The 12,364-nt window shown below is 57.1% G+C and carries 10 protein-coding genes; all 10 read right to left on the minus strand.

The genetic code is table 11. From position 1 onward, the window contains the following. Positions 1 to 123: DNA translocase FtsK (locus tag H5T67_06910; protein ID MBC7245049.1), on the minus strand; the 123-nt coding region annotated here is incomplete at its 3' end. A gap of 626 nt (positions 124 to 749) precedes the next feature. Next, positions 750 to 3,926 (minus strand): isoleucine--tRNA ligase, encoded by a 3,177-nt coding sequence (locus H5T67_06915; protein MBC7245050.1) that lies wholly within the window; start codon positions 3,924 to 3,926, stop codon positions 750 to 752. A gap of 592 nt (positions 3,927 to 4,518) precedes the next feature. After that, complete coding sequence (locus tag H5T67_06920) at positions 4,519 to 5,289, minus strand: Ig-like domain-containing protein (GenBank protein ID MBC7245051.1); 771 nt, start codon at positions 5,287 to 5,289, stop codon at positions 4,519 to 4,521. A 13-nt stretch (positions 5,290 to 5,302) separates the two neighbouring features. Then, complete coding sequence (locus H5T67_06925; GenBank protein ID MBC7245052.1) at positions 5,303 to 6,091, minus strand: ABC transporter permease subunit; 789 nt, start codon at positions 6,089 to 6,091, stop codon at positions 5,303 to 5,305. Between the two features lie 74 nt (positions 6,092 to 6,165). Then, positions 6,166 to 7,074 carry an ABC transporter ATP-binding protein gene (locus H5T67_06930; GenBank protein ID MBC7245053.1) on the minus strand — a complete coding sequence of 303 codons (909 nt, stop codon included), beginning with the start codon at positions 7,072 to 7,074 and terminating at the stop codon, positions 6,166 to 6,168. Between the two features lie 12 nt (positions 7,075 to 7,086). Continuing rightward, the gene (locus tag H5T67_06935) at positions 7,087 to 7,497 is read right to left on the minus strand and encodes a hypothetical protein (GenBank protein ID MBC7245054.1); all 411 of its coding nucleotides are present in this window, start codon (positions 7,495 to 7,497) and stop codon (positions 7,087 to 7,089) included. Between the two features lie 23 nt (positions 7,498 to 7,520). Next, a complete protein-coding gene (locus H5T67_06940) occupies positions 7,521 to 9,149 on the minus strand; it encodes a M36 family metallopeptidase (protein ID MBC7245055.1) in 1,629 nt (542 codons plus the stop codon). 11 nt (positions 9,150 to 9,160) lie between these two features. Continuing rightward, the gene (locus H5T67_06945; GenBank protein ID MBC7245056.1) at positions 9,161 to 9,787 is read right to left on the minus strand and encodes a PepSY domain-containing protein; all 627 of its coding nucleotides are present in this window, start codon (positions 9,785 to 9,787) and stop codon (positions 9,161 to 9,163) included. Positions 9,788 to 9,916: 129 nt separating this feature from the next. Beyond that, entirely contained in the window at positions 9,917 to 10,840 is a 924-nt protein-coding gene (locus H5T67_06950) for an RluA family pseudouridine synthase (GenBank protein ID MBC7245057.1), read from the minus strand. Positions 10,841 to 11,375: 535 nt separating this feature from the next. Beyond that, the gene (locus H5T67_06955; GenBank protein ID MBC7245058.1) at positions 11,376 to 12,320 is read right to left on the minus strand and encodes an asparaginase; all 945 of its coding nucleotides are present in this window, start codon (positions 12,318 to 12,320) and stop codon (positions 11,376 to 11,378) included. Between the last annotated feature and the right edge of the window lie 44 nt (positions 12,321 to 12,364).

Genomic DNA, 12,364 nt, shown 5'->3' on the forward strand with positions numbered 1-12,364 from the left:
GGCCAGTTGGAAGCGGATCGTGTGTGGGGTGACGGTGCCGCCCACGACGCGCGAGGGGATGCGATGGCTGGCGAGGACCAGTTCGATTTGATTGGCTTGAAACTCCAGCAACTTGCGCTCCATGCCACACCTCCTATTAGAACAAATGTTCTATTCCATTCTAGCACATGATGCCACAATTGTCAAATTTCAGGTCCATCACGTAGGAGGCTTGCCAGAGAGCGCATACCGATGAAAGGGGATTTGTAGCCGCCTTCTCCGCGCCATGAGACTGCGGACTGTTGTCCGCCTGGAGCAGGAAAGAGAACGAAGGGCGGCTTTTCTAGCCGCCTTTTCCACGCTGGGGAATGAATTACCCGGCTGAATATGAGAAGCCCCTGAAGGGGCTTGTCACTTTTAGCCAGGGATTTCAATCCCTGGCACCAAGAAGCGGGGGACATTCTCTCATTCGTTGATGGCTCCCCGCACCTCTCGGCGGTTTCGTGCCCTCTGCGGTAAGATCAGAAAGAAAAAGGCGGTCTCGGGGGTTGAGACCGCCTTTTTAACCTGGGACAGGTTTGGGCTTCGTTGTTGGCAAGTTCGTTGAGTGTGTAGCGATGGCTACGGAGGGAGTGCGATGCGCTATGAAACCTGCCCAGGCGTAGATGATACACCATTTAAGTTAAAATTCGGTAACTATTAGGTAGATTTTTGGTGAAAAATGGGAAGATTTTGGTTTCCAATCCTCCAACTGACTACCTAGCCCGTGCTTACTTCTGCTGACGCACGCCCAGCGTCACCGTTGCCCCATCCAAATCGTGCGTTTGGACGAAGGCATCGGGCGGCGGCACGCTGCGCAGTAGGCGCACGGACAGCGTCTCTTGGCGGATGTACTCACCCCACGCTGCAAAGACCGGCGCCAGGCTCTCATCGGCCTGATAGTACGTCGTGATGGTGTCCTCGATGCGGAAGCCAGCGTCTTTGCGCATCGTTTGGATGCGGCGCACGATCTCGCGAGCTAGTCCCTCCAACCGCAGTTCCTCGCTGATGGTCGTGTCCAAGGACACCACATAGCCGGCTTCCTCCGCCAACACGTAGCCAGCAGGAGCCGTGATCTGCACCTCTACATCTTCCGATGTCAGGGTTACTTCCTCTCCCTGTACCCTCATCGTCAGGGCCTCTCCAGCGCGCAACTTGGCAGCCACCTCTGCAGCATCCATGTGTGTCAGTGCTTCCTTGATCGCCGGGAACAGGCCTTTGTACTTCTTGCCTACCTGGCTGGGCACTACACTGATGCGATACTCCACCAGGTCGCGCTCATCCTGAGTGATGCGCACCTGATGCACGTTCAGTTCGTCGCCAATCAGATCGGCCATCCGTTGCAATCCTTTCACCTCTTCCGCTGTGCGTGGCTTGATGTTCACCATTGCCAGCGGCTGTCGTACTTTGATGCCTACTTTGTTACGCGCGGCATGCCCCAAGGCTACTACGCGCAACGTGGTGCGCATCTCGGACATGAGCAGCGCATCAATCAGGGGCTCGTTTGCCTGGGGGTAGTCGCATAGGTGCACGCTCTCGGGTGCGCCGGCATCCCAGGAGCGCACCAGGTTTTGATAGAGTTCCTCGGATATAAAGGGCTGGAAAGGAGCGAGCAACTTGCTCAAGGTCACCAGGCACTCGTATAGGGTATGGTGCGCCGCAGCCTTGTCCTGATCGGCTTCGCTCTTCCAGAAGCGACGGCGCGAACGCCGCACGTACCAATTGCTCAGGTCCTCGACAAAGAACTGGATTGCTCGTGCGCTGCTGGTCATGTCGTAGTGTGCCAATCCATCGTCCACCACACGGATCAGGTTGTGCAGTTCGGACAGCACCCAGCGGTCCAATTCGCTGCGTTCCGCCACCGGTGGGGCTGGTGATTGTGGGTCAAAGCGGTCAATGTTGGCATAGGTGACGAAAAACGAGTAGGTATTCCACAGGGTTAATGTGAACTTGCGCATGCTGTCGGCCACCAAATCCAGCGAAAAGCGCCGTGGATAATCTGGCGGCGAGGCAGTGTAAAAGCTCCAGCGCATGGCGTCAGCGCCATAGGCGTTGATGACATCCCATGGATCCACCACGTTGCCTTTGGACTTGCTCATCTTCTGCCCCTCGGCGTCGAGCACGTGGCCGAAGCAGAGGCAGTTGAGGAAGCATGGCCGATCGAAGAGCAGGGTGGAGATAGCGTGTAAGGAATAGAACCAACCGCGTGTCTGGTCAATGCCCTCGCAGATGAAATCGGCGGGGAATTGCTCTGCAAACAGTTCCTGATTCTCGAAGGGATAATGCCACTGTGCGACGGGCATAGCGCCAGAATCGAACCAGCAGTCAATGACCTCCGGCACACGGCGCATGGTTCCTCCGCACTTGCACGTTACCGCAACCTCGTCTATGAAGGGGCGATGTAGATCGAGTTCCGGCAGGTCGAAACTAGAACGGTCCAGCCCCACGCGCTTGCTGCTCATGGCCCTCTGCCGCAGTTCCTCCACGCTGCCAAAGCACTCTGCTTCGCCGCAGTTCTCGCAAACCCACACCGGCAGTGGAGTGCCCCAGTAACGATCGCGCCCCAGCGCCCAATCCACGTTGTTCTCCAGCCAGTTGCCAAAGCGCCCATCGCGAATATGAGATGGGTACCAGTTGATGAGCTGGTTGTTGGCTATCAAGCGGTCTTTGACCTGTCGCGTGCCAATGAACCAAGTCGGTTTACCGTAATACAATAAGGGAGTACCACAACGCCAGCAGAAGGGATAGACGTGCTTGTAACTCCCGACATGGTACATCAGTCCGCGCTCCTGCAGATCGCGGATGATCAATGGATCGGCTTCTTTGACAAACATCCCACGCCATGGCGTAACTGCGTCAATGAGGTTGCCGTGCAAGTCCACCGTTTGCAGCACGGGTAGATTGTACTCGCGACCCACTTCCAGGTCTTCTGCGCCGAAGGCAGGAGCGATGTGCACGATGCCTGTTCCTTCCTCGGTGTTCACAAAGTCGGCTGAGATGACATAACAATAGTCCTGGTCCACGGGCAGGAAGGTGTACAGGGGTTGATAATGTCTGCCGACCAATTCCCGGGCATGGAGGCTCTTCAGCACCGTGTACTCGCCCTGCAGCGCTGCTTCCAGCAACTTTCTAGCCAGGATGTACCTTTCGCCGTTCTGCTCGACCAACACGTATTCCACGTCGGGATGAACGGCCAGAGCGGCATTGCCTGGCAGCGTCCACGGCGTGGTCGTCCAGGCCAGGAAGTACACTCCCGGCTCGTCGCGCAGTGGGAATTTCACGTAGATGGATGGGTCTTCGACTTCCTCATAGCCCTGCGCTACCTCGTGATCGGAAAGGGGCGTCTCGCAACGCGGGCAATAGGGCACGCTCTTGTACCCCTTGTACAGCAGGCCCTTGTCCCAGATTTGCTTCAGGATCCACCACACTGATTCGATGTACTCGCTTTTGAGAGTAACGTAAGGGTCATCCATGTCAATCCAGAAGCCAATGCGGTCGCTGAGAGCCTTCCATTCTTTTACATAACGAAAGACGCTCTCTTTGCATTTCGCATTGAACTCGGCCACGCCGTATTCCTCGATGGCGCGCTTACCACGCCCGACAATGCCCAGTTCTTTCTCTATCTCGATCTCCACAGGCAACCCGTGCGTGTCCCAGCCCCCTTTGCGCAGCACGTACTTGCCCTTCATGGTCTGATAGCGGGGGATGGTGTCCTTGTACACACGTCCCAGCGCATGGTGGATGCCAGGCAGTCCGTTCGCCGTCGGCGGCCCTTCGTAAAACACGAAGCGTGGCGCATTCTCGCGCAGCTTCAGGCTCTGGCGGAAGGTATCACGCTCTTCCCAGAAACGCAAGATACGCTCTTCCATCGCTTGAAAATCTACCTTGCTGGGTACTTCTTTGAACATCGTTCCTCCTTTGCCACAAACCCAATGCCATTACGTTACGCTTTACGTTTTTCCGTATTAACGTTTTTCCCGTGTTGCGTATTCCATACAAAAACTCTCGCCCCGACAGGGACGAGAGTTCCTAACCTCAACTCCCGCGGTACCACCCTGATTGGCGTGGTATGCCCGCTCGATGGGGTACGTGCTCATACCCCCGCCGTGATAACGGCCGGTGATGCCGTCCAAGTCTACTCGCAGCAGAAGCGCTTTCGGTTGGCAGCTCCGGAAGGATTTTCGGTGGGCTCACCGCGCCCGGCTCCCACCTTAAGCCAGGCTCTCTGGGCGGCTACCTCCACTTACTCGTTTCCATCACAGCCTTTTGAATTAGTATGGCATGGAATGCATTTTTTGTCAAATTGGCTGGTCATTCAGGTGTAGTAGTCGTAGGGTGGCTTTGCTAGCCGCCATTCGTTAGGTTTGTAGTGAGCGCTTTAGCGCTCTGCTGTCATTCGTTAGGTTTGTAGTGAGCGCTTTAGCGCTCTGCTGTCATTCGTTAGGTTTGTAGTGAGCGCTTTAGCGCTCTGCTGTGATCCGCCTGGAGCGAAAGAGCAAGTTACTCATCGAAAAAGCGCGACTCTTCCAGTTCACGGCGCAACCGCTCTTCCTCGCTGAGGCTGGGATATGGCTTATCGGCAGCGACCTGCTCCAGTGACGTCGCCTCAGCAGCCGCCAGTTCCTCTTTGGACGCAATCCTCACCAAGGCCCATTTCCCGCAGTGCGGGCAGCGGTCCAGTTTGGTGAACAAGCCCATGTTCAGCGCCCACCAATGACGGGCATAGGGACGCCGGCACTTGGGGCAGATCGCACCACCGAGCAAGCCGTAACTTCTCGGGATGCCTGAGGGTTTGGCTCGCCTCCTACCACCGGAGAGCAAGTACGTAGCGGCAGCGGATAAAGCCATCATGCCCAAGATAGCGCCTAGCAGTGGGATCAACAGCCTCACCATGGCTCGTTGCGCCTCTGCAGAGGTCAAGAACTTGGCCCGCAGCACGTTGGAGTGCCATTCCTGTCCATCGCGGGTATAGCCAACGGCGCTCATCGTGTGCATGCCCGGTGGAAAGTTGCTTGTGTGGAACTTCCACTGGAAGGGTGGTTGGGTGACTTCTGCGATGGACGTATCATCCAGGTAAAAGATGACGCGTTCCAAATCCGATGGCCCGCTGGCCGAGAGGCTAAAACTACCCTCGATCTCGCCAAAGCCGCCATAGCCGAAATCGCGCTGAAGGCGCAGGATGAGTTGTGGCTGTTCTGCCTGCGCCGCTTTTGCCATTGGCAGAAGCACGGCCAGCGCGCAAATCAGCAGCAGTTGGAGCACCTTCCTCATGGGTGTGCCTCGCTCAGCGCCAGCGTGTGAGGATGGTCTCGCGTTGGAACAGCCGTATCGCCACGAAAACCATCAGCACATCCACAGCCACTAGAACGAGAGCGGAGATCAGCACCAACTGAAGGTTGAACACGATCCAGCCCGCCAACTGACCGAAGAAGACGAGCAGGAGGGGTAGGATCACCACAGCTGACAATTGCTCCGCTGCGCGGGGATCGTTGACGCGCGAGGAGACCATCAGGCTGAAGTTAACCGATAGGATGGACAACAGCGGCCCCACTACTGCAATAGCCAGCCACCACTCGGGATCGAACAGAGCGGCGAGCACCTTGGGGTTGTCAATGAGTAGGTTCGCCCCGAGAGCGTAGAGCAGAAAGCCGCCCCACGTGGCCAGAACTGCTGGTATAGCTGCCGCCAGGTTCTTGCCCATAAGCAATTCAATCGTCGTGATGGGTGTAGCCAGCAACGGTTCGAGGCTGCGCGTCGTCTTTTCTCCAGCAATGGAGTAGGCTGCGATATTGACCGGAACGATGAGCGGTGTCATCATGAACAGTAGCATGAACTGGCTGACGAAGTAAACTTGTAGGCATTCTTCGGCGGTAAGCCCCTCGGGGCAAGCGCGCAGGAGGGCATCGGATGTCGGTCCGCTGACGTCGCCAGTGCCCGCACTGCGTGTCAGGAAAAGCAAAACCAAAGCCAACACCGTGAAAAACAGTGGCATGAAAATCACCGTGAACAAGACAAAGCGGCTCTTGAATACCTCTGCCCACTCTTTGCCTATGATCGTTCTAACTTTCTCCACAGTCCCCCTATCCTACTTACCACCTGACACCAAGAAATGCAAGAGATTTTTGGGCGTCTTTTTGTGGTGATTCATCAGGCGCCTTTCACTAATTGCAGATACACATCTTCCAACGAGCGGCGTAGCTCGCCAACGAATTGCACATCCGCACCCAGCCCCACCAGCAGGCGGACAATTTCTGGATTGTGTGTCTCGGGGTCATCGAGCGCTACTAGCAACTTATTGTCTATGTGCTGCACATGCTTGACGAACGGCATTTTCCGCACTGCTTCAGCCATTTCTCCATCAGCCTGCCGCAAGTGAAAGACCACCTTGCGTCCGAATACGCGCGAGCGCAGGTTGGCCGGCGTATCCAGGGCCAGTAGGCGCGTCTTGAAGACGGCAATGCGATCGCACAGGCGGTCCGCTTCGTCCAGATTGTGGGTGCACAAGAAAATCGTCCGTCCTTCTTTGCGCAATCCGGCAATGAATTCGCGCACCATATGGGCTGACTCGGGGTCGAGGGAGGCGGTGGGCTCGTCCAAGAAGAGCACTTGCGGCTCATGAAGCAAGGCACGTGCGATGGCCAGTTTCTGCTTCATGCCTTTGGAGAGGATTGCCGCTGGGTCGTGGCGGCGTTCCCACAGGTCGAGCATGCGCAGGTACTTTTCCACCTGTCCTGCGGGGTCGGCCACTTCGTACAGGCTGGCGTAGATGCGCAAGTTTTGCTCCACGCTCAACCCATCGTACAGGCCTGGAGTCTCGGTGAGCAGTCCCACTGTGCAGCGGATGTGCCTATCCTCTTTGCCCACGCGGTAACCGTTCACGATGGCTGTGCCGCTGGTGGGGGCGATGAGGCAGGTGAGCATGCGCACCGTGGTGGTTTTTCCTGCTCCATTGGGGCCTAGGAAGCCAAAGACTTCTCCTGAGGAAACCTGCAGGCTCAGATTTTCCACAGCGACGAGGTCGCCGAACTTCCGGGTGAGGTTCTGCGTTTCGATCATGGCTTGTTCGCTTTAGCATCGCCCCATGCGGCGAGGATGTCTGAGCAATCTCGGCACATCGGCCCTGGGGTCGCTGGGCATGAAGACGTAGCGCCCGATGTCTCCTTTTTCCACTATCTCACAATACCCCCTAGATTCAAATTCCTGTCGGAATTGTCGGTTCATCTCCGTGGGGCATAGAGTTCCCTTCCTCTCATAGCTTTCTCTTTGCTGATCTTTGTGCGATGGGCCTTGACGCTGTTGTGCCAAGTATTCGTCCAATGCCCGCTGACTCTCGTATGGCTTGCCCAGGTTGTAAGGTGGCGAGGTAACTACCAGCTTTGCAAACTCATCGGGAATCTGGGACAGCAAATCAAGGCAGTGTCCTTGAAAAAGGATGCAATCTGCTGTCTTATCGAATTGGGCGGAAACCGCTATTGCCATCTTTATCTTCCCAAATTTCGCTACTACACCGTAATCCCCCGTGCGGCGAAGACGTCGCGGATCAGTTGGTCGTGCGGCCCGGGGCGGGTCACGTCGGCGCTGGTGAAACGGTCAGCAGTTAACAGCGCCTCCAGCCCGTGCTTGAAGTTCAATGTGTGGCGCAATCCATCGCTCAGATATTGGTGGCTGGTGAGGACAAGTTTGAGCGCAGTTGCGCTCGCCGCCTTGCGTGTCTGAGCCTGGCTGCTATCGCCACCTAGCCTCAGGTACAGGTCCCACAGTGTGGCCGACCAGATCTCGCCGTCGGCGTGCTCGTCACACTGCCAGTTGGCCATGGTCTTGTTCGTGTCCACCCGCCGCAGAAAGGCTCTTGGCGTTGTGTAGCCGCGGGCATCCCAATCGCCTACGTAGGTGGGGTGGAAATTGCGCCGTTCTTCGGCAAAGTACAGGGTGGCCAACCAATCCCCAAATCCTTCGCCCATGGCGCGCACAGGCAGGTTCTTGTCACAATCTGCCCATCTGGGGACCTGGGCTTCCTGAATGGCATGGCCCAGTTCGTGTACGATAATGCTGGCGTCTTCGGCATCCATGACCTTGCCAGTGCCAAAGCGTATTTCCCAACTCGTGGGCAGGAATTTGGAGTTGTCACCCAATGGGGCTTGGGCGTTGATCTGCAAAGGCTGGGAGAAGAGGTTGGGCCAACCTTGTCCGCGCAGCAGGTTCATTACTCGGCTGATGAAACAGTAAGCCATCACCTCCAGAAAACGCGAATCGCCGCGCTTGTAGAAGAACTGCTTGCTCGGTTCGTAGGCTCGGTTGAGCGTCTTGCCTGTGTCTGCGTAGGGACCGCGTAGGAAGCCACTGTCATCCACGCCGGCCAGCATCACTTTGCGGTAGACTTGATCGGGGATCTGGGCATCGTGAGACAAATTTTCCTGGCGCAGCGCCACCACCGGATTGGGATAGAAAACGTGACCCCACGCCGCATCGTACATCGCTAGGTCACGTAGTACCAGCAGTTCTCCAGTGTAAGCGTCCACGATGGCACGCCAATCGGAAGAGCGATCTAGTTCCGTTTGGATGGGTTCACGTGCACGCAGGCACAGGTCAATGCACCAGGCCAGATGCAGCGAGTCCCCATCGGGGTAGTAGATCTTCTCGCAGTGCGGACTGCATTCTTCCCTGTTTCGCCAAGGAAGTACGGCAGCCACAGCTTCCAGAGCCTCCTCGGAGGAGATCTCGCCCGCCTTGCCCGATTCCACCTCCGGCTCCTTGGGGTGCAGGTCGCTGACGTAGAAATAGACACTCCGTTCCTCAGTCATGTGCACCGTGGCTTGACCACCGTAGATGGGGATGCCCTGGTACATCTGCTGCAGTTGCACGTGATAGCCAACCGGGCTACGCTTCACCAGCCTGGGTCGGATGACGGCTTGCTCCTCGGGTTCTGGCTGGGGTTTGCCATCCAGTTTGTAAGGCCCCGCAACCAGTTCGCCATTGACGCGTGTGAACTCCAAGGCTACTTTGCTTGGCTTGACCTTGCCTGCTGGCGGGGTGAGAAAACCGCCCACCACAGCGATAAGCCCTTTCATCCGGCTATGTTCTTGCACCTCGACGTGATCCAGTGGTACGGAGAGACTAGGTAACAGTTTCATGAGGTAGCCTCCTATTCCATTGAGATTTCGCGCTGCCGTAATACTGCACCATTGACTGCATCCACCCACACAGTCCATTCCTGAGCCTGTTTCTGGGTGGCAAACTGCACTTTCCAGGCTAAATGAGGTTCTCTTTCGAGCAGGATGACCTGTTCTGCTCGCGCTGGTCTAGTTAGGTCATCGCTCGCACCAATATGCTGCAAGGCAATGCGAATCGCCTCCTCGCGGTCTATGCCGTTCTCGAGCATCTCCTTCACATCCAGCTTCGCCACTTGCGAAGCCAAGCGTCCATAGGCAGCGTGGACGCGCTTGTCTGGAGTTAGGTGCACCGAGACAGTCGCTTCCTCAACGGGAATGCCCTGATGTACCTGCTGGAACACTACATGGTAGCCCGCTGGACTGCGCGAGACTTTTTCCACCTGTAGTTCCCTTATGGCGCTGGGCTTTGGCTCGAAAAGGCGGTAGTTGGCATCGAGGAATTGGGAGGCAGCCTCTTCAGGTGCTCCTTTGAGCGGACCGGACAGGAAGCCATGCACCCCATACACGCGTCCGGTCTCAGGCTCGCTCTGCAGCTTGACACGGCGGCGGTCGATCTTCGCGCCTTCGAAAACAACCAAATCACCGGAAGGTTTGCCCATGATAAACACCTCCTTTTTGCAGGGCAAGTGGGGGCTGATCCCGAAACTCCACGATGGCGGCTCCCACGCCGCCGTCGTTTTGCAAATACCATTGTACATTGTCCGTCCCCAATATCAAAATTTCCCGTTTCAGATCTTTGCCTTTTCCTGGCGTAGGATGTCCAGCACTGCTGCCAGGTCATCTGGTAGCGGAGAGGAAAACTCAATTGGCTGGCCGGAAGCAGGCAGCGTGAAGGCAAGGCGAGCCGCGTGGAGGAACTGGCGTGGAAGTGGCAGTCTCTGCTTGCGGAAGCCGTACACGCGGTCGCCAGCAACAGGATGGCCAATGAAAGCAAAATGAATGCGGATTTGGTGGGTGCGTCCGGTGATGGGTTCGGCCTCGACCAGGGTGTGTTGGGCAAAGTACTCCAGCGCTCGGTACTCGGTACGCGCTTCACGCCCTCCGCGTGGCAGCACTGCCATGCGTTTGCGCTGTTGGGGATCGCGTCCAATTGGCGCCTCGATCACGCCATGTGCTGCCTCCAGTATGCCCTCCGTCAGTGCCAGATAGGTCTTGTGCACCAGGCGTTGCTTGAACTGGTGCTGCAAATGGCGGTACGCTGCATCGTTCTTGGCCACCACCAGCAAGCCAGAAGTGTCCTTGTCCAGGCGGTGCACGATGCCGGGACGTAGCTCCCCGCCAATGCCTCCCAAATCAGGGCAGTGCGCCAGCAGCGCGTTTACCAGCGTGCCACTGCGATGGCTATGAGCTGGGTGCACGACCATGCCCGCGGGTTTGTCCACGACGACAATGTCGGCATCTTCGTAGACAATGGTCAAGGGAAGATCTTCTGGCTGTAGTTCGATGGGCTCGGGCGGCGGCACGCACACGGTGATGACATCGCCGGTCGCCACTTTGTAGCTAGCCTTGGGCACCTGTCCGGCGATGGTGATGCGTCCCTCATCCAGCAATTTTTGCACAAACGAACGGGAGAGGTCAGGTACTGCCTCAGCGATGTAGCGGTCCACACGCTGGCCACCGTGTTCAACATGCAATGTGATGATCTGCTCCATAAGATAGAGTATACGACGTTCGCTTGCTCAGCACAAACTGGCAGGGAGCAGTTTTCTACCGGACCGCGGAGGATGAAAGAATTGTCATCTGTGCGGAGGGGCGTTTTCACCTTGAATTCATCTATAACCTGTATGATGGAAAAGAAGTAGATTGTGAGGCTGGGGAATCGAGCTTGCTGGTATGTGAAAGCCCCATCCATTGCTGCTGACGATGGCGCGGTAATGGCATCGTGAGCAGCGCTCCTCGCCACCTGGCCATAATACCCGAAGCCTCCGCTACACTGAAGCCCCCCTATCCCGGGGTGACGAGGAGAATCGGGCGAAGGGCACGCCGAGAGCAGTAAGGGCGCGTGCCCTTCGCTCTTTTTCAACCACCTATTAGCTAGAAAAGCCGCCCTACGGGTATATGCTTTTCGCTCCAGGCGGACAACAGTCCGCCGTCTTCTGGCGTGGGCTGTTGCCCACGCCGAGCGGAAGGGGGCGGCTAGAAAAGCCGCCCCACCAGTAAGAGGTAGGCTGGGTTTTCTTACCCGGCCTATTCCGATGCACCCAGGGTAGCCATGAGGTATAGACGTGCCTTTGGACCGTTGAGGTTATCGGCGAAGAGGCAACCGGTGCGTTGCAGGTCGTGATAAGCGCCCGTGTACGAGTAGTGGTCATATACGGGGCCAGACGTACAGCGGGTGACGATCATCACGGCTACTCCTTTGGCAATGGCTTCTTGGATCGCATCCAACCACCAAGGTGGCACCCGGCCACCACCGAAGGATTCGATAACTATTCCGCGTGCACCCAGGGCAACAGCTTGCCGCAATAGCCCGGCATCCATGCCCACCGCCAGCTTGAGCAGGTAAACGCGCGGCTCCAATCGCGTGCAGGGGACGACTTGCCGCTCAATGCGTCGCGTGATGACAATGCGTTCCCCTTCCACGCGGCCCAGTGGCCCCCAGAGAGGGGATTGAAAGGTATTGGTGCTCTGAGAATGCGTCTTGGTCACATCGCGGGCGGCGTGGATCTCGTCGTTCAGCACTACCAGCGTGCCCAGACCTCGCGCCTCGGGGCTAGCTGCCACCCGTACGGCAGCCAGGAGGTTGGCGATCCCATCATAACCAGGATCGGAAGCCAGGCGCATCGCTCCCGTGAGCACTACAGGCTTGTCTCCTGGTATGGTGAGATCCAAAAGATAAGCGGTTTCCTCCAAGGTGTCCGTGCCATGTGTCAGCACCACACCATGCACTGCGGGGTCTTGGATGACCTGCGCCACTCGTTCGCGCAAGCCCCACAAGTGTTCGACCGTAAAGTGGCTGCTGGGGAGAGGGCCATACTCTTCGGCAGTGACTTGGGGCAAGTCCGGCCCGGCTTGACAAATGAGTTGGCGGAGGAAATCAGCCCCGCTCAAAGACAGCACTGCGCCGCCAGCCTTTTCATCATGGGCCATGGCTATGGTACCGCCTGTAGCAATGAGGTGCACGTTCGTCATAGCAACTCCTTTGAAGCAAGGGTAAACGGTGAATGATGCGTCTG

The sequence above is a fragment of the Chloroflexota bacterium genome (assembly GCA_014360905.1).
Classification (GTDB): domain Bacteria; phylum Chloroflexota; class Anaerolineae; order UBA2200; family UBA2200; genus JACIWX01.

What these genes read in the sequence shown, in the direction of transcription:
- H5T67_06955 (MBC7245058.1), bottom strand. Translation starts at nt 12,320, where the DNA reads ATGACGAACGTGCACCTCATTGCTACAGGCGGTACCATAGCCATGGCC.
- H5T67_06935 (MBC7245054.1), bottom strand. Translation starts at nt 7,497, where the DNA reads ATGGCAATAGCGGTTTCCGCCCAATTCGATAAGACAGCAGATTGCATC.
- H5T67_06915 (MBC7245050.1), bottom strand. Translation starts at nt 3,926, where the DNA reads ATGTTCAAAGAAGTACCCAGCAAGGTAGATTTTCAAGCGATGGAAGAG.
- H5T67_06950 (MBC7245057.1), bottom strand. Translation starts at nt 10,840, where the DNA reads ATGGAGCAGATCATCACATTGCATGTTGAACACGGTGGCCAGCGTGTG.
- H5T67_06945 (MBC7245056.1), bottom strand. Translation starts at nt 9,787, where the DNA reads ATGGGCAAACCTTCCGGTGATTTGGTTGTTTTCGAAGGCGCGAAGATC.
- H5T67_06920 (MBC7245051.1), bottom strand. Translation starts at nt 5,289, where the DNA reads ATGAGGAAGGTGCTCCAACTGCTGCTGATTTGCGCGCTGGCCGTGCTT.
- H5T67_06940 (MBC7245055.1), bottom strand. Translation starts at nt 9,149, where the DNA reads ATGAAACTGTTACCTAGTCTCTCCGTACCACTGGATCACGTCGAGGTG.
- H5T67_06930 (MBC7245053.1), bottom strand. Translation starts at nt 7,074, where the DNA reads ATGATCGAAACGCAGAACCTCACCCGGAAGTTCGGCGACCTCGTCGCT.